This window comes from Pseudomonas bananamidigenes (assembly GCF_001679645.1).
Lineage (GTDB): Bacteria > Pseudomonadota > Gammaproteobacteria > Pseudomonadales > Pseudomonadaceae > Aquipseudomonas > Aquipseudomonas bananamidigenes.
The window spans coordinates 1-16,828 of the sequence record NZ_LRUN01000055.1 but is presented as its reverse complement, the minus strand read 5'-3'; the positions used below and the strand labels follow the sequence as shown (position 1 = coordinate 16,828).

At 62.6% G+C, this 16,828-nt stretch carries 13 protein-coding genes; 11 read left to right on the top strand and 2 right to left on the bottom strand.

Annotated elements, in window-relative coordinates:
* The first annotated feature begins 186 nt into the window (after window positions 1-186).
* From BBF94_RS19395 to BBF94_RS19360, 8 genes are all read left to right on the top strand, one after another.
* Window positions 187-1,116 (top strand): amidohydrolase family protein, encoded by a 930-nt coding sequence (locus BBF94_RS19395; protein WP_065260589.1) that lies wholly within the window; start codon window positions 187-189, stop codon window positions 1,114-1,116.
* Between the two features lie 4 nt (window positions 1,117-1,120).
* Window positions 1,121-2,026 (top strand): amidohydrolase family protein, encoded by a 906-nt coding sequence (locus BBF94_RS19390; RefSeq protein WP_065260588.1) that lies wholly within the window; start codon window positions 1,121-1,123, stop codon window positions 2,024-2,026.
* 247 nt (window positions 2,027-2,273) lie between these two features.
* On the top strand, window positions 2,274-3,659 hold the full coding sequence (locus tag BBF94_RS19385) for a UbiD family decarboxylase (protein WP_065260587.1): 1,386 nt from the start codon (window positions 2,274-2,276) through the stop codon (window positions 3,657-3,659).
* A gap of 11 nt (window positions 3,660-3,670) precedes the next feature.
* The gene (locus BBF94_RS19380) at window positions 3,671-4,285 is read left to right on the top strand and encodes a UbiX family flavin prenyltransferase (RefSeq protein WP_176704478.1); all 615 of its coding nucleotides are present in this window, start codon (window positions 3,671-3,673) and stop codon (window positions 4,283-4,285) included.
* A gap of 87 nt (window positions 4,286-4,372) precedes the next feature.
* The gene (locus BBF94_RS19375) at window positions 4,373-5,404 is read left to right on the top strand and encodes a CobW family GTP-binding protein (protein WP_065260585.1); all 1,032 of its coding nucleotides are present in this window, start codon (window positions 4,373-4,375) and stop codon (window positions 5,402-5,404) included.
* Window positions 5,405-5,649: 245 nt separating this feature from the next.
* Window positions 5,650-7,005 carry a nucleobase:cation symporter-2 family protein gene (locus tag BBF94_RS19370; protein ID WP_065260584.1) on the top strand — a complete coding sequence of 452 codons (1,356 nt, stop codon included), beginning with the start codon at window positions 5,650-5,652 and terminating at the stop codon, window positions 7,003-7,005.
* A 12-nt stretch (window positions 7,006-7,017) separates the two neighbouring features.
* Window positions 7,018-8,406: an amidohydrolase family protein gene (locus BBF94_RS19365; protein ID WP_065260583.1), complete on the top strand. Its 1,389-nt coding sequence runs from the start codon at window positions 7,018-7,020 to the stop codon at window positions 8,404-8,406.
* Window positions 8,407-8,621: 215 nt separating this feature from the next.
* Window positions 8,622-8,831: a hypothetical protein gene (locus BBF94_RS19360; protein ID WP_065260582.1), complete on the top strand. Its 210-nt coding sequence runs from the start codon at window positions 8,622-8,624 to the stop codon at window positions 8,829-8,831.
* Window positions 8,832-9,013: 182 nt separating this feature from the next.
* Here the strand turns inward: BBF94_RS19360 and BBF94_RS19355 are convergent, their stop codons facing one another.
* The gene (locus tag BBF94_RS19355; RefSeq protein WP_065260581.1) at window positions 9,014-10,297 is read right to left on the bottom strand and encodes a Zn-dependent hydrolase; all 1,284 of its coding nucleotides are present in this window, start codon (window positions 10,295-10,297) and stop codon (window positions 9,014-9,016) included.
* A 158-nt stretch (window positions 10,298-10,455) separates the two neighbouring features.
* The gene (locus tag BBF94_RS19350) at window positions 10,456-11,940 is read right to left on the bottom strand and encodes an NCS1 family nucleobase:cation symporter-1 (protein WP_065260580.1); all 1,485 of its coding nucleotides are present in this window, start codon (window positions 11,938-11,940) and stop codon (window positions 10,456-10,458) included.
* A gap of 622 nt (window positions 11,941-12,562) precedes the next feature.
* Between BBF94_RS19350 and hydA the strand changes: the two genes are divergently transcribed.
* The 3 genes from hydA (at window position 12,563) to preA (ending at window position 16,803) form a co-directional block, all read left to right on the top strand.
* Complete coding sequence (gene hydA / locus BBF94_RS19345) at window positions 12,563-14,002, top strand: dihydropyrimidinase (RefSeq protein ID WP_065260579.1); 1,440 nt, start codon at window positions 12,563-12,565, stop codon at window positions 14,000-14,002.
* A 158-nt stretch (window positions 14,003-14,160) separates the two neighbouring features.
* Complete coding sequence (locus BBF94_RS19340; RefSeq protein WP_065260578.1) at window positions 14,161-15,528, top strand: NAD(P)-dependent oxidoreductase; 1,368 nt, start codon at window positions 14,161-14,163, stop codon at window positions 15,526-15,528.
* A complete protein-coding gene (gene preA, locus BBF94_RS19335) occupies window positions 15,529-16,803 on the top strand; it encodes an NAD-dependent dihydropyrimidine dehydrogenase subunit PreA (protein ID WP_065260577.1) in 1,275 nt (424 codons plus the stop codon).
* Window positions 16,804-16,828: the final 25 nt, after the last annotated feature.

Below are 16,828 nucleotides of genomic sequence, written 5' to 3'. Positions count from 1 at the left end.
ACCCAATTAATATTGTACGAACCCTCCCCCGCCTTCCAATACTCGCCTCCAGCAACCACCCACCCGGGCCGGATGCGAACAGGCGAGGGAATGCGCGATTGCCGCGCATAGAAACGGCCGATCACCCGGGACGTGGATGCTGTGAGCCGCAAGGCTCCCTTCCCCGCTATCAGGAGATCGACTTCAATGATCATCGATATCAGCTGCTATCCCACCGATCTGGTGGACCTCGCCTGGAGGCATGACGGTGACCCGTTCACCGGCGAGCGTCTGCTGGAGATGATGGATGGCCCGTACATGGTCAACGGCAAGCCTCGCCGCATCGATAAAGCCTTCATCCAGCCCCCCCAGGGCAACACCATTTACACCTGGACCGACGGCGAACTGTCGGGTCGCGAATCCATCGACGCCTACATGGCCTACACCCTGAAAATGGTCCAGACCTACCCGGACCGTTTCATCGGTTGCTTCGTCTACAACCCGCGCTGCGGCGTGCAGAACGGTGTCGAAGCGATCGAGCGTTATGTGAAGGAACACGGTTTCAAGATGGTGCAGATGCAGGCCAACATGCACGCCTACCGGCCTGACCGGGCGCTGGACTGGGTGCGCCCGGCCTTCGAGAAATGCGCCGAGCTGGGCATCCCGGTCAAGCTGCACACCGGCGACGGGCCTTACAGCATCCCGTCGGAATGGGTGCCGATGATCAAGGAATTCCCCAACGTCGATTTCATCATGGCCCACTTCGGCGTGCAGACCGGCGGCGTCTACGTGTTCGAACCGATGCAGTGGGCGATGGAGCTGCCCAACGTCTACTGCGAGTCCGGCTGGTGCCTGCAATCGCGGATCGTCGAGTTCGCCAAGGTCCTGCCGACCCACAAGATCCTGTTCGGCACCGACACCCCGCCGAACGAACCGGGCATGTGGCTGCGCCTGCTCGAAGTGCTCTGCCACGAGCCACCGCAGGGCCTGAACCTCGACGAGGACACCCTCGAAGACTACCTGGGCAACAACACCGCACGGATGATCGGCCTCGAGCCGTCCCCGCCGCCGCGTTCCGTTTCCGAAGCAGAGGCGCAGCTCAAGCGCCCCGTCACCACTCAACTGGCCAGGAGCTGAACCGATGATCATCGACACCCATCTGCACCCCACCAACCTGGTCGACGAGGCCTGGCGCCACACCGGCGAACCGTTCACCGGCGAGCGCATGCTCAAACTGATGGACGGCCCGTACATGATCAACGGCAAGCCACGCCGGATCGACATGGGTTTCATCCAGCCGCCACCGGGCAACACCGGTTATCGCGACGGCAACCGCCGTGGCCGCGAGGGCGTGCGTGACTACATGTCCTACGTCGCCGAACTGTGCGTGAAGTACCCGGACCGCTTCATCGGCAACTTCAACTTCAACCCGCGCTGGGGACCGGAAAACGGTGCGGCAGAGCTGGAATTCCACATCAAGGAATACGGCTTCAAGATGCTCAAGCTGCACGCCAACATGCACGGTTATCGCCCGGACCGCGCACTGGACTGGCTGCGTCCGGCGATGAAAGTCTGCGCCAAGTACAACATCGTGGTGCTGATCCACACCGGCGACGGACCGTACACCATTCCGACGATGTTCTACCCGATCATCCGCGAGTTCCCGATGGTTAATTTCATCATCGGTCACTTCGGTATCCAGACCGGCGGCAACTATTCGTTCGAGGCGTTCTGGATGGCGATGGACACGCCGAACGTGTACTGCGAATCCGGCTGGTGCTTCCAGTCGCGGATCGTCGAGTTCGCCAAGGAGCTGCCGCGCAACAAGATAGTGTTCGGCACCGACTCGCCGCCGAACGAGCCGGGCATGTGGCTGCGCGAGCTGGAAGTATTGTGCTCGCCGGCACCTCAGGGCCTGGGCATCGACGAGGATCACCTTGAGGATTACCTGGGCAACAACATCGCCCGGCTGTGCGGGATCGAACCGACCCCGCCGCCCAGGGATCTGGCCGAGGCGGACATTCGTCTGACCACGACCTACCTCTAGGCAAACACGGACCCGAAATGTGGGAGCGAGCCTGCTCGCGAAAGCGGTGAATCAGTCACCATCAACGTTGAATGAAAAACCGCATTCGCGAGCAGGCTCGCTCCCACAGGGGATCCGGGTTCAACCAGCAACACAGCGACTTTACAGGTGCGAAGATGACCCGGCGTTCGCTCGACCGGCAGGCCAACGGCTTGTCGGGCGAACGCCAGCCTCACCCCTGCGCGCCTGCTTTTTACGAGGTGAAACCATGACCCGTTCGACGCTCGGCGACTCGCAGGATTTCCACGTATTCATCGATGCCTATCGCCGCCAGTACCCGGACGATGTGCTGACCATCACCCAGCCTCTTTCTGCCGATCAGGACGTCACCGCCCTGGTCGATACCCTCGCCGCCCAGGGCCGCGATCCGCTGTTGATCTGCGAAAACGTCGGCAACCTCGATGTGCCGGTGGCGACCAATCTGTTTGCCTCCCGCCGGCGTATCGCCCGGCTGTTCGGCGTCAGTGCCGCGCAATTGCACGAAACCTTCCAGACCCGCGCCAACCAGCCGATCCCGCCGCGCTACGTCGAAACCGGCCCGGTGCTCGACGAGGTGTTCGAAGGTCAAGCGCTGGATCTGGCGCTGCTGCCGATGCTCAAGCATTTCGACAGTGATCGCGGCCCCTACATCACCAACGCGATCATCATCGCCGAAGACCCGCTCACCGGCATCGCCAACATGAGCTACCACCGCTCGATGCGCCATGCGCGTCAGGCCTTGGCCACCAGCCTGCATTCACGAGGGCACCTGTGGCGGATGCTGCAGACCGCCCGCGAACGCGGCGAAGAATTGCGCGTGGCCATGGTGGTCGGCGCACACCCGCTGTTCATGCTCGCTGCCGCCGCACGACTGCCCTACGGCAGCGATGAGCGCGCGGTGGCGGGCGGGTTGTTCGGGGCGCCGCTGGAGCTGGTCAAGACCCCGCGCCATGGCATCGGCGTTCCGGCGTACGCGGAGTTTGTACTCGAAGGCGCCATCGACCCGACGGCCTATGCCGAAGAAGGTCCGTTCGGCGAATTCAGCGGTTATTCCTCGGATCGCTCGACCAACAACGTGCTGCGCGTCGACACCCTGTTACGGCGCAAGGACGCGTGGCTGGTGGACGTGATGGGCGGCCGCTACGCCGAACACCTGACCCTCGCACGGCTGCCCCGGGAAGCGGAAATGAGCGAGAAGCTCAAGGCACGCTTCCCCGCCGTCACCGCCGTGCATTACCCCAATTCCGGCACGCATTTTCATTGCTACGTGGCGCTGGACCAGAGCCGCGACGGCGAGGCCCGGCAGATCATGCTGGCGCTGCTCGGCTGGGATCCGTACCTGAAAACCGTGATCGCGGTGGACAGCGACATTGACCTCACCGACGACAGCCAGGTGCTGTGGGCACTGGCCACGCATTTCCAGCCGCACCTCGACATCTTCACCATCGACGGTTTGCCCGGCAGCCCGTTGGACCCGTCATCCTCGGTCAATGGCACCACCTCGCGCATGGGCCTGGATGCCACACGCGGTTCGGGGTTTGACGGGATCAAGGCGCAGCTCGATCAGGACGTGCTCGAGCGCGCGCGGCAACTGCTCGACGGTCTGCCATCGTGAACCGTCGGCGGATGGTGGTCGGCATCAGCGGCGCGTCCGGGTTCATCTACGGCGTGCGCCTGCTGGAGCTGCTGGCCGAACTGGACATCGAAAGCCACCTGATCATCAGCCGTGCCGCGCTGCTGACCATGACTCACGAAACCGACTACAAGCTGGCGGACGTCACCACCCTCGCCAGCCACTACCACCGCGCCGATGACGTGGCTGCCGGAATTGCCAGCGGTTCGTTCCGTTGCCTGGGCATGGTGGTCGCACCGTGTTCGATGCGCACCCTGGCGGAAATCGCCACCGGCACCTCATCGGGGCTGATCGGTCGCGCCGCCGACGTCACCCTCAAGGAGCGCCGCACTCTGGTGCTGATGGCCCGCGAGACGCCACTGACCCTCGCCCACCTGCGCAACATGACCGCCGTCACCGAGATGGGCGGGATCATCGCCCCGCCGGTGCCGGCCTTTTACGCCCGCCCCGACAGCCTGGGGCAAATGATCGACCACAGCCTCGGTCGCGTCCTCGACCTGTTCGGCCTCGATGCCGGCACCGCCCGACGATGGCGTGAACACACAGAACCCTGTGGGAGCGAGCTTGCTCGCGATGGCGGTCGATCAGTCGCCATCACCGCTAAATGACACACCGCTATCGCTAGCAAGCTAGCTCCCACAGTAAAGCGTCATCACTCAATTCATCGTGCACCGGTAAACACCAAGGAGCCTCAAATGAACACCCCCTTCAACGCCCCGACCCCGAACACCAAAATCCCGGTCACCATCCTCACCGGGTTCCTCGGTGCCGGCAAAACCACCCTGCTCAACTACATCCTCAAGGAGAATCATGGCCGCAAGATCGCGGTGATCGAAAACGAGTTCGGCGAGGTCGGCATCGACGGCGATCTGGTGCTCAGCTCCGAAACCGAAGAGATCTACGAAATGGTCAACGGCTGTGTCTGCTGCACCGCCGAAGTCCGCGAGGACCTGGTGCGGATTGTCCGCGAACTGGTGGCGCGCCCGGTGCGACTGGACCACATCCTGATCGAGACCAGCGGTCTGGCCGACCCGTACCCTGTGGCCCAGAGCTTTTTCATCAACGACCCGATTGCCGAGGACGTCGAACTCGACGCCATCGTGACCATGGTCGATGCCAGGCACATCGCCCAGCACCTGGAAGATCTGCAACTGGACGGCGTCGACAATCAGGCGGTGGATCAGATCGTCTGCGCGGACCGCATTGTCATCAACAAGGTCGATCTGGTCAGTGCTGAAGAGGTAGAAACCCTGCGCGGCAAGATCCGTGGTTTGAACGCCACGGCGGATCTGGTGACCTCCACCCACGCACAGATCGATCTGTCGAAAATCCTCGGCATCGGCGCCTTCGAATGCACGCAGAAGCTGATGGAAATCGGCGCCGAACCTGCCCCTCACGACCACCATGACGAACCCGATCATGAGCACGACCCGAGCGTGTCCTCGGTGGGCATCGCCGTGGACGGCGCCGTCGACCTGATGGCGTTCCACCGCTGGATCAGCGAATTGCGCAGCGCCCAGGCCGACAACCTGTACCGTATGAAAGGCGTGCTGGCGGTGGCCAACGAAGACCAGCGTTACGTGCTGCAAGGCGTGCACAGCCTGGTGGAGTTCCGTGCCTCGACCCTGTGGGGCAGCGAGCCGCGCTCGAGCAAGATCGTGTTCATCGGCCGCGACCTGGATCGGGCGGCGCTGAACCAGGGCTTCGCCGCCTGCCTGGCCGGCTGAAACCCGGCATCGGAGCCGGTGGATGGCGGCTTCGCAGCACGAATGACTGAAACGGCCGGTCGGCAACACACCTGTGGCGAGGGAGCTTGCTCCCGCTGGTCTGCGCAGCAGACCCGAAATGCCAAGCAAGGGCCGCTACGCGCCCCGGCGGGAGCAAGCTCCCTCGCCACGGGTTGGTCACCGACCGAGCAACATCAGACGAATACCCCTCTGTACCGAATAACAACAGCTAGAGGTGATTCCCCATGTCGTCAGCCAGTTCCTCCTCCACCGTCCACCCCGTCGACCGCGTCCTGCCGGTGCGACAGATGCTCACCCTCGGCCTGCAGCACATGGCCGTCTCGTACATCGGCGCCATCGCCGTGCCGTTGATTGTCGCCAGTGCCCTGAAAATGTCCCATGCCGACACGGTGGTGCTGATCAGCACCACACTGTTCTGTTCCGGCATCGCCACCCTGTTGCAGACCGTCGGTTTCTGGAAGTTTGGCGTGCGCCTGCCGATTCTGCAGGGCGTGGCGTTCAGCAGCGTCGGGCCGGTGATCGCCATCGGCAGCAACCCGGAGGTGGGCTTCGCCGGGGTCTGCGGGGCCGTGATCGGCGCGGGGATATTCACGCTGCTGATGGCGCCGTTCGTGGGTCGCTTGCGACGCTTCTTTCCACCGGTGGTGACCGGTTGCATCGTCACGGTGATCGGTTTGCAACTGTTCCCGATTGCCTATGAATGGGTTGGCGGCGGGCGCAACGCGAACAATTTCGGCGCCCCGGCCTTTCTTGCCGTAGCGGTGCTGGTGTTGTTGACCATCCTGCTGGTCAACCGCTACGGCAGCCCGTTGCTGCGCAACATGGCGGTGCTGGTGGGGATGCTGGTGGGCGCCGGTCTGGCTTACGGTCTGGGCATGGGCAATTTTCACAGTGTGCAGGATGCGCCATGGCTGACCGTGCCTTACCCGTTCTACTTCGGCCTGCCGACCTTCAGCCTGATTCCCATCGCCACCATGGTGGTGGTGATGATCGTGCAGATGGTCGAGTCCATGGGACTGTTTGTGGCCATTGGAGACATTGTCGACAAACCGGTGGACGACAGGCAGGTGATCAACGGCCTGCGCGCCAATGGCCTGGCCAGCACCATCGCCGGGATGTTCGCCGCGTTTCCGTTCATTGCCTTCATGGAAAACGTCGGGCTGGTGATCCTGACCGGCGTGCGCAGCCGTTGGGTGGTGGCGATCAGCGGCCTGCTGATGTGCTCGATTGCACTGGTGCCCAAGGCCGGGGCAATCATTGCTTCGATGCCGACCGCTGCGCTGGGCGGTGCCGGCATTGCGATGTTCGGCGTGGTCGCGGCGGCGGGCATCCAGACCCTGGCCAAAGTCGATTACGAGCGCAACCGCTACAACGTGCTGATCGTCGGCTTCACCATCGCCGCCGCCCTGGTGCCGGTGCTCGCCCCGACCCTGTTCAAACAACTGCCCGAGTGGTCACAGCCGTTCCTGCACAGCAGCGTGGTCATCGCCTGCCTGGTGTCGGTGCTGCTCAACGCGGCGCTCAACGGCGTCAGCGTGCCAGAAACCACCTCCGGCAAATCCGCCTCGCACATCCTCTGACTGGAGCTGCCCATGACTCGACTTCAAACCATCCTGATCAAAAATCCCGTGGCGGTGATGACCGGCCTGCGCGGCCCCCGGGCCCGGGCCGGCGCCGTGGACATCCGCGTGGTCAACGGTCGCATCGCGCAAATGGCCGCGAACCTTGAGCCACAACCCGGTGAGCGGGTGATCGACGCGCGCAACTCAGTGGTTTATCCGGGCTGGATCAATACCCACCATCACCTGTTCCAGAACCTGCTCAAAGCCGTGCCCGAAGGCTTGAATCAGGACCTGCAAGGCTGGCTGGCGAGCGTGCCCTATCCACGCCTGAACCGCTTCACCCCGCAACTGGCGCGGATCGCCGCACGGCTGGGGATGGTCGAGCTGCTGCTGTCCGGCGTCACCACCTGCGCCGATCACCACTACCTCTACCACGCCCACGGCAGCACCGAGACCGGCGACTTGCTGTTCGATCTTGCCGAGGAGTTCGGCCTGCGTTTCGTGCTCTGCCGAGGCGGTGCGCTGGAGTCGGCGAGCGCGCATCCGGGCTTCTCGAAAACTGCGCTGCAACCGGAATCCCTGGAGCAAATGGTCGGTGACATCGAACGGCTGAAAACACGCTACCACCAGGACACACCGGATGCCCTGCGCCGGGTGGTCGTGGCGCCAACCACGCCGACCTTCTCGCTGCCGCCGACGCTGCTGCGCGAACTGGCGCACACCGCCCGAGGCATGGGACTGCGCCTGCACACGCATTTGTCTGAAACCCAGAACTACGTGAATTTCTGCCGCGACAAGTACAACTGCCTGCCGGTGGAGTTCGTCGCCGAACACGAATGGCTCGGCCCGGACGTCTGGTTCGCCCATGCCGTGCACCTGCAACCGGGGGAAATCCGAATGCTCGCCCAGACCGGCACCGGCGTTTCCCACTGCCCGGTGAGCAATGCCCGGCTGGGCAGCGGTGTTGCGCCAATCCCGCAAATGTACGAGGCCGGCGTGCCGATCTCCCTCGGTGTCGACGGCGTGGCCTCCAACGAATCCGGGAGCATGGTCGGCGAAGCCAACACCGCATGGCTGATCCACCGCGCCGGACAAGGCGCTTCGGCCACCACCGCCGAAGACGTGATTCACTGGGGCACGGCGGGCGGCGCGCAAGTACTCGGCCTCGGCGCGGTCGGCACACTGGAAGTCGGCCAGGCGGCTGATCTGGTGATCTACAGCCTCGACCATCCACGTTTCTACGGCTTCCACGACAGCGCCGTCGCACCGGTCGTCGCGGGTGAGCCGATTGCCGTGAAATACAGCCTGGTGGGCGGGCGGATCGTCGTCGATGACGGAGTGATTCCGGGGCTGGATATCGAGCGGATGCGGGCCGAGGCGTGGGAGGGAGTGCAGGCGATGATGAAGGTCGACGATTGACTCGCTGGCGAGGAAAAAATTTGTGGGAGCGAGCCTGATCGCGAAAACGGAGTATCAGACACAGATTTGTTGACTGTTCCACTTCGTTCGCGAGCAGGCTCGCTCCCACGGGAATCGCGGTGCATTGGCGAACTCGGAAGCTGTCGACTAACGTCAGTACCTCATCGGATTGAGCCCCTGCCGGCCCCACCGGGCTCTTGATCAAGGAGAGACTGATGACATCCCGCAGCACTATCGAACAGACCTATCGCACTTGGTCCACCCCCATTCTGCTGGAGCTGAAAAAGCGCGAGCACCAGATGGCGCCGGTCGAGCGTCAGGCGCTTGAAAAGGTAATGGTGGAAAGACGGTTGCTGGACGTTGGCAACCCGAATGGCGTTGAGCGGCGTAAAGGCGCGGCGAGTAAAACCGACAATGCCGTGTAATCGGTTCACCCGCCCGCGTTCATGCTCAGCCCCGGTTTCAATAGCGCTTTGCACAGGATCGAAGGCTTGATAACGGCCAGTCCGGCCCACCATTCAATCGGTAGCAAATGACTCAATCCTTGCTGGCTGACCCTGGGGTCGGCCAGCAAGCAACTTGTGTGCTGGCTGATGACCGTCTGAAGTCAGGCCGCCTGCTGTCCTCCCGCCACCGCTGCGGAAGCTGCCAGCATCGCCCGCAGCAACACCGCACAACCGGCCGCCAGATCGTCCGGCGCGGCGTTTTCGATTTCGTTGTGGCTGATGCCGCCCTCGCACGGCACGAAGATCATCCCGGCCGGGCCGAGTTCGGCGAGGAAGATCGCGTCGTGGCCGGCGCCGCTGACGATGTCCATGTGTGACAGGCCCAGACCTTTGGCAGCGCCGCGCACGGCTTCGACGCAGCCTTTTTCGAAGTACAGCGGCGGGAAGTCGGCGGTCGGGGTCAGTTCATAGGTCAGGCCGTGTTCTTCGCAGGTGGTTTCGATGACTTGCTTGACCTCGGCGATCATCGAGTCGAGGCGTGCCGGCTCCAGATGCCGGAAATCGAGGGTCATGCGCACTTCGCCAGGGATGACGTTGCGCGAGCCCGGATAGGCCTGCAGGCAACCGACCGTGCCGCAGGCGTGGGGTTGGTGGCCGAGGGCGGCGCGATTGACCGCACCGACGATCACCGAAGCACCGACCAGAGCATCCTTGCGCAGATGCATCGGGGTCGGACCGGCGTGGGCTTCGACGCCACGCAACTTCAGGTCGAACCACTTCTGTCCCAGCGCGCCGAGTACTACGCCGATGGTTTTCTGCTCGTCCTCCAGAATCGGGCCTTGCTCGATATGCGCCTCGAAATAGGCGCCGACCTTGTGGCCGCTGACCTTGCGTGGCCCGGCGTAACCGATGGCGTTCAGCGCTTCGCCAACGGTCACGCCGTCGGCATCGACCTTGGCCAGGGTTTCTTCGAGGGTGAATTTTTCCGCGAACACACCGGAGCCCATCATGCACGGGGCGAAGCGCGAGCCTTCTTCATTGGTCCAGACCACCACTTCCAGCGGTGCCTCGGTTTCCACGCCGAGATCATTTAGGGTGCGCAACACTTCGACCCCGGCCAGCACGCCGAAGCAGCCGTCGAACTTGCCGCCGGTGGGCTGGGTATCGATATGGCTGCCGGTCATCACCGGCGGCAGGTTCGGATTGCGACCGGGCCGACGGGCGAAGATGTTGCCGACTTCATCGACCGAGACGCTGCAACCGGCGTCCTTGCACCACTGCACGAACAGGTCGCGGGCCTGGCGGTCGAGGTCGGTCAGGGCCAGGCGACAGACCCCGCCCTTGACCGTGGCGCCGAGCCTGGCCAGTTCCATGAGCGACGCCCACAGGCGGTCGCGGTTGATGTGCTGATGGGTCGATTGCAGAACGTCAACGGCTGCGTTCATGGGGATCTCCTCAGGCAGTTTTCTTATGGATATCGCTGCGGTGACTGTCTGGCCGCCATCGCTGGCAAGCCAGCTCCCACAGGGAATGCAGTCGTACACAAATGCTGTGTCCACCGGAAAACCTGTGGGAGCGAGCTTGCTCGCGATGAGGCCCTCCTCTACACCGGTGATTTCACGACAGAAGGCTGTGCCCGCATCGCGCACAACCCGTAATAGATCAATCCGCCCAGCGCCGAGCCGGTGAACCAGCCGTAGCTGTAGAACCAGTTGAACGCGCTGCTGCCCAGCGACATCAGGGTCAGCACCACCGGCACGCCGAAGGCGATGAATCCGGCCCGGTTCCATGCCGGATACACGTCGTCGCGGTACAGGCCGGCCAGGTCCAGTTGCTGTTTCTTGATCAGGAAATAGTCCACCACCATGATCCCGGCAATCGGCCCGAGCAGGCTGGAATAACCCAGCAGCCAGTTCGAATACACGGTTTCCAGACTCAGGTCCGAGACGATCCAGCCGAGCTTCTTCAGCAGCTCATGGCCCATCAGCGCCAGACCGACGAGACCGGTGAGGATCACCGCACTGGTGCGGTTGATGACCTTGGGCGCGATGTTCTGAAAGTCGTTGGTCGGCGAAACGATGTTGGCGGCGGTGTTGGTCGACAGCGTGGCGATGATGATCAGCGCCATGGCCACCGCGACCCACACCGGGCTCTGGATATGACCGATCAGCGTCACCGGATCGGAAACGCTGACGCCCACCAGTTTCACCGACGCCGCGGTCATCACCACGCCAAGCGCAGCGAACAGGAACATGGTCAGCGGCAGGCCGAAAATCTGTCCGAGGATCTGATCCTTCTGGCTGCGGGCATAACGGCTGAAGTCGGGAATGTTCAGCGACAGGGTGGCCCAGAAGCCCACCATCGCTGTCAGCCCGGCAGCAAAATAACTGACCAAGCTTGCGCCCTCGGGACGTTTTGGCGGAATCGCCAGCAGTTCGGTCATCGACACATTCGGCATGGCCCACACCAGCAGCCCGATGCCGACTGCCACCAGCAGGGGCGCCGACAGGGTTTCCAGCCATTTGATCGACTCGGCGCCACGGATCACCACCCACAGGTTAAGCGTCCAGAAGATCATGAAACCGATCACTTCCCCCGTGCCACCGAGGGATTTCCAGCCCTCGAAGATCGAACCAAGAAACAGGTGAATCGCCAGCCCGCCGAACATGGTCTGGATGCCGAACCAGCCGCACGCCACCAAGGCCCGGATCAGGCAGGGCACGTTGGAGCCGAGAATCCCGAACGACGAACGCAGCAGCACCGGAAACGGAATGCCGTATTTGGTGCCGGGGAAAGCATTCAGCGTCAGCGGAATGAGCACGATGATGTTGGCGAACAGAATCGCCAGCAGCGCCTCGCCGACGGTCAGACCGAAATACGCGGTGAGCACGCCACCCAGGGTGTAGGTCGGCACGCAGATCGACATGCCGACCCACAGGGCGGTGATGTGCCATTTGTTCCAGGTTCGTTCGCGCACCCTGGTCGGTGCCATGTCGTGGTTGTAACGGGGACTGTCGAGGACGTCGCTGCCGGCGTCGAGTTCGAACAAGCCGTCGCGCTCGGTCACTTGCGATCTGTTCTGTTGCATGGCCGCTCCACTGTTTCTTCTGATTATTTTTTGCTCATCAGGCGGCTGCACGCGCAGGTGCGAGCCGGACGATGGCCGGAGGAACTGACAACCTTCATGCACCGGCCATGGTGTCAGCGGCGGCATCAATAAACGTGCCGGGTGCCCCGCTTTCGCATCGGGCCGTGCTTTTCATTTCTTGTAACCAACTGATGTTTATCAGTTTTAATTATTCACCGGGTGAGGCCGCGAACACTTGACTGAACACTCAGGCCAAATGCCAGGCAAGTTGTCCGAACTGTCAGGACTCAATCTGGTGCACTGCACTTTTTTTCATCGTGGGCGCTCAGCCGCAGCTCAACTTCAAGCGGCTGATTTCACATAGGAAATCTTGCTCATATTTCCAACCTGTCAAGTGCGTCAAATTGGTGAAGTGCCTCACCATTTTGGTGATTCATGATTTTTATCGTTATTTATCAGTTAGTTAAAACAATCATAAGCTTATAAAAAATAATCTTGATCAATTGCGGAACTGCGACTAGCGTCTATTCCTGACAGCGCTGACAAGATTACGCATATGGCGCTGCAAACAATAAAAGCACCAGAACCGGCACAAGTCGGTCATGCCTGCGAGGAACTCGGAATGTCTCTGTTGATCCGTGGCGCCACCATTGTTACCCATGATGAAAGTTATCGCGCCGATGTCTATTGCGCTGACGGCGTGATCAAAGCCATTGGTGAAAACCTGGAGGTTCCCGCCGGCGCCGAAGTGCTCGACGGCAGCGGCCAATACCTGATGCCCGGCGGCATCGATCCGCACACCCACATGCAACTGCCGTTCATGGGCACCGTGGCCAGCGAAGACTTCTACAGCGGCACCGCCGCAGGCCTGGCCGGCGGCACCACGTCGATCATCGATTTCGTGATTCCCAATCCGCAGCAGTCGCTGCTCGAAGCCTTTCATCAGTGGCGTGGCTGGGCGCAGAAGTCGGCGTCGGACTATGGCTTTCACGTCGCGATCACCTGGTGGAGCGAGCAGGTGCGTGAGGAAATGGCCGAACTGGTCAGCCACCACGGGATCAACAGCTTCAAGCATTTCATGGCCTACAAGAACGCGATCATGGCCGCCGACGACACGCTGGTGGCGAGCTTCGAGCGTTGCCTGGAACTCGGCGCGGTGCCGACCGTGCACGCGGAAAACGGTGAGCTGGTCTATCACCTGCAACGCAAGTTGATGGCCCAGGGCATCACCGGGCCGGAAGCGCATCCGCTGTCGCGGCCCTCGCAGGTCGAAGGCGAAGCCGCGAGCCGGGCGATCCGTATCGCGGAGACCATCGGCACGCCGTTGTACCTTGTGCATGTCTCGACCAAGGAAGCCCTCGACGAAATCACCTACGCCCGCAGCAAGGGTCAACCGGTCTACGGTGAAGTGCTGGCCGGGCATCTGCTGCTGGACGACAGCGTCTACCAGCACCCGGACTGGCAGACCGCCGCCGGTTACGTGATGAGCCCGCCGTTCCGTCCGCGCGGGCATCAGGAAGCCCTGTGGCATGGGCTGCAGAGCGGCAATCTGCACACCACCGCCACCGACCATTGCTGCTTCTGTGCCGAGCAGAAAGCCGCCGGGCGCGACGACTTCAGCAAGATCCCCAACGGCACCGCCGGGATCGAAGACCGCATGGCGGTGTTGTGGGATGAAGGGGTGAACAGCGGGCGCTTGTCGATGCAGGAATTCGTTGCCCTCACCTCCACCCACACCGCCAAGATCTTCAACCTCTACCCGCGCAAGGGTGCGATCCGCGTCGGCGCCGATGCCGACCTGGTGCTGTGGGACCCGCAAGGCACCCGCACCATCTCCGCCAAGACCCACCATCAACAGGTGGACTTCAACATTTTCGAAGGCAAGACCGTGCGCGGGGTGCCGAGTCATACCGTCAGCCAGGGGAAAGTGGTCTGGGCCGACGGCGACCTGCGCGCCGAGCGCGGGGCGGGCCGGTATATCGAACGGCCGGCGTATCCGGCGGTGTTCGATTTGCTGAGCAAGCGGGCTGAGATGCACAGGCCGGTTGCGGTTAAACGCTGAAATCCAAGCCTTCGGCCTTCGCTAGCAAGCTAGCTCCCACAGGGAAGTGCATTCCAAATGTGGGAGCGAGCTTGCTCGCGAAGGCGGTCGCATACACAACACAAAAACCACTGCCCGACAGAGGCAGAAAACCTCAAATAACCGTGAGGCAAAAAACCGTGATCGAGTCCCTGAACCACCTCCCGCATCCGCACGAAAGTGCAGACGCCCTCGCCGGCCATTTCACCGATCTGGCGCCACCGCTCAACGCACGTCAGGCGCATCTGGAAGCCTCGCGCTGCCTGTATTGCTACGACGCACCGTGCGTGAATGCGTGCCCGAGCGAGATCGATATCCCGTCGTTCATCCGCAATATCCATCAGGACAACGTGCCGGGTGCGGCACAGAAAATCCTCTCGGCGAACATTCTCGGCGGCAGTTGTGCGCGGGTCTGTCCGACCGAGATTCTTTGCCAGCAAGCCTGCGTGCGCAATAACGCCCAGGAATGCGCGCCGGTGCTGATCGGTCTGCTGCAACGCTACGCCGTGGACAACGCGCACTTCAGCGAGCACCCGTTCCAGCGCGCCGCCGCCACAGGCAAGCGCATTGCCGTGGTCGGAGCCGGCCCGGCGGGATTGTCCTGCGCCCATCGCAGTGCGATGCACGGCCATGACGTGGTGATTTTCGAGGCCCGGAAAAAGGCTGGCGGGCTCAACGAGTATGGGATCGCCAAATACAAGCTGGTGGACGACTACGCGCAGAAGGAGCTGGATTTCCTCCTGCAAATCGGCGGCATCGAAATCCGCCACGGGCAGAAGCTCGGCGAAAACCTGACCCTGAGTGAACTGCATCAACAATTCGACGCGGTGTTCCTCGGCCTTGGCCTCAATGCCAGCAAGCAACTCGGCCTGGCCCACGAAGATGCCCCCGGCCTGCTCGCTGCCACCGACTACATCCGTGAACTGCGACAGGCCGATGACCTGTCGCAACTGCCGCTGGCCGAGCGCTGCATCGTCCTCGGCGCCGGCAACACCGCCATCGACATGGCCGTGCAAATGGCTCGCCTCGGTGCCCGCGACGTCAACCTGGTCTATCGCCGCGGCGCAGCGGACATGGGCGCCACCGGCCACGAACAGGACATCGCCAAGGCCAATCAGGTGCGGCTGCTGACCTGGGCACAACCTGACGAGGTGCTGCTCGACGAACAGGGCAAGGTGCGCGGCATGCGCTTCGCCCGCACACATCTGGTGGAAGGTCGGCTGCAAACCACGGGCGAGACGTTCGAGCTGGTCGCCGATGCGATCTTCAAAGCCATTGGCCAGGCCTTCGACGGCAGCGCCCTCACCGATCCGCTGGCCCGTGAACTCAAGCGTCAGGGCGAACGGATTCAGGTCGATGAACACCTGCGCACCAGCATCCCCGGCGTGTATGCCGGCGGCGACTGCACCAGCCTCGATCAGGACCTCACCGTGCAAGCGGTGCAACACGGCAAGCGCGCCGCCGAGGCGATCAACGCTCAACTGATGCTCAACGTGGAGGCTGCGTAAATGGCCGATCTTTCGATTGTCTTCGCCGGCATCAAAGCCCCCAACCCGTTCTGGCTGGCCTCCGCGCCGCCGACCGACAAGGCCTACAACGTAGTGCGTGCCTTCGAGGCGGGCTGGGGCGGCGTGGTCTGGAAAACCCTGGGTGAAGACCCGGCGGCGGTCAACGTGTCCTCGCGCTACTCGGCGCACTACGGCGCCAACCGCGAAGTGCTGGGCATCAACAACATCGAACTGATCACCGACCGCTCGCTGGAAATCAACCTGCGGGAAATCACCCAGGTGAAGAAGGACTGGCCGGATCGCGCGCTGATCGTATCGCTGATGGTGCCGTGCGTCGAAGAGTCGTGGAAACACATCCTGCCGCTGGTTGAAGCCACCGGCGCCGACGGCATCGAGCTGAATTTCGGCTGCCCCCACGGCATGCCCGAACGCGGCATGGGCGCGGCGGTCGGCCAGGTGCCGGAGTACGTCGAGCAGGTCACGCGCTGGTGCAAGACCTATTGCTCGCTGCCGGTGATCGTCAAACTCACACCGAACATCACCGACATCCGCGTCGCCGCCCGCGCCGCACATCGTGGCGGCGCCGATGCGGTGTCGCTGATCAACACCATCAACTCGATCACCAGCGTGGATCTGGAACACATGGTCGCCCTGCCCACCGTCGGCAGTAAAAGCACCCATGGTGGTTATTGCGGCTCGGCGGTCAAACCGATCGCTTTGAACATGGTCGCGGAGATCGCCCGCGATCCGCAGACCCAAGGCCTGCCGATCTGCGGCATTGGCGGCATCGGCAGTTGGCGCGATGCGGCGGAGTTCATCGCTCTGGGCAGCGGTGCGGTACAGGTGTGCACGGCGGCGATGCTCCACGGCTTCCGGATTGTCGAAGAGATGAAGGACGGCTTGTCGCGCTGGATGGACAGTCAGGGCTACACCAGCATCGCCGAATTTTCCGGGCGCGCGGTGGGTAACACCACCGACTGGAAGTACCTGGATATCAATTATCAGGTGATTGCGAAGATCGACCAGGAGGCATGCATCGGCTGCGGACGTTGCCACATCGCCTGCGAAGACACGTCACATCAGGCGATCGCCAGCCTGAAGCAGGCCGATGGCACGCACAAATATGAAGTGATCGACGATGAGTGCGTGGGCTGCAATCTGTGCCAGATCACCTGCCCGGTGGCGGACTGCATCGAGATGGTGCCGATGGAAACGGGCAAGCCGTTTCTGGACTGGAATCATGATCCGAGGAATCCGTATCACGTCAGCCCTTGAGGTCGACGGTTTCGCGAGCAGGCTC

Coding starts and splice junctions, on each gene's coding strand:
- BBF94_RS19375 (WP_065260585.1), top strand. CDS start 4,373: ATGAACACCCCCTTCAACGCCCCGACCCCGAACACCAAAATCCCGGTC.
- BBF94_RS19370 (WP_065260584.1), top strand. CDS start 5,650: ATGTCGTCAGCCAGTTCCTCCTCCACCGTCCACCCCGTCGACCGCGTC.
- BBF94_RS19365 (WP_065260583.1), top strand. CDS start 7,018: ATGACTCGACTTCAAACCATCCTGATCAAAAATCCCGTGGCGGTGATG.
- preA (WP_065260577.1), top strand. CDS start 15,529: ATGGCCGATCTTTCGATTGTCTTCGCCGGCATCAAAGCCCCCAACCCG.
- BBF94_RS19350 (WP_065260580.1), bottom strand. CDS start 11,940: ATGCAACAGAACAGATCGCAAGTGACCGAGCGCGACGGCTTGTTCGAA.
- hydA (WP_065260579.1), top strand. CDS start 12,563: ATGTCTCTGTTGATCCGTGGCGCCACCATTGTTACCCATGATGAAAGT.
- BBF94_RS19395 (WP_065260589.1), top strand. CDS start 187: ATGATCATCGATATCAGCTGCTATCCCACCGATCTGGTGGACCTCGCC.
- BBF94_RS19355 (WP_065260581.1), bottom strand. CDS start 10,297: ATGAACGCAGCCGTTGACGTTCTGCAATCGACCCATCAGCACATCAAC.
- BBF94_RS19380 (WP_176704478.1), top strand. CDS start 3,671: ATGGTGGTCGGCATCAGCGGCGCGTCCGGGTTCATCTACGGCGTGCGC.
- BBF94_RS19385 (WP_065260587.1), top strand. CDS start 2,274: ATGACCCGTTCGACGCTCGGCGACTCGCAGGATTTCCACGTATTCATC.
- BBF94_RS19390 (WP_065260588.1), top strand. CDS start 1,121: ATGATCATCGACACCCATCTGCACCCCACCAACCTGGTCGACGAGGCC.
- BBF94_RS19360 (WP_065260582.1), top strand. CDS start 8,622: ATGACATCCCGCAGCACTATCGAACAGACCTATCGCACTTGGTCCACC.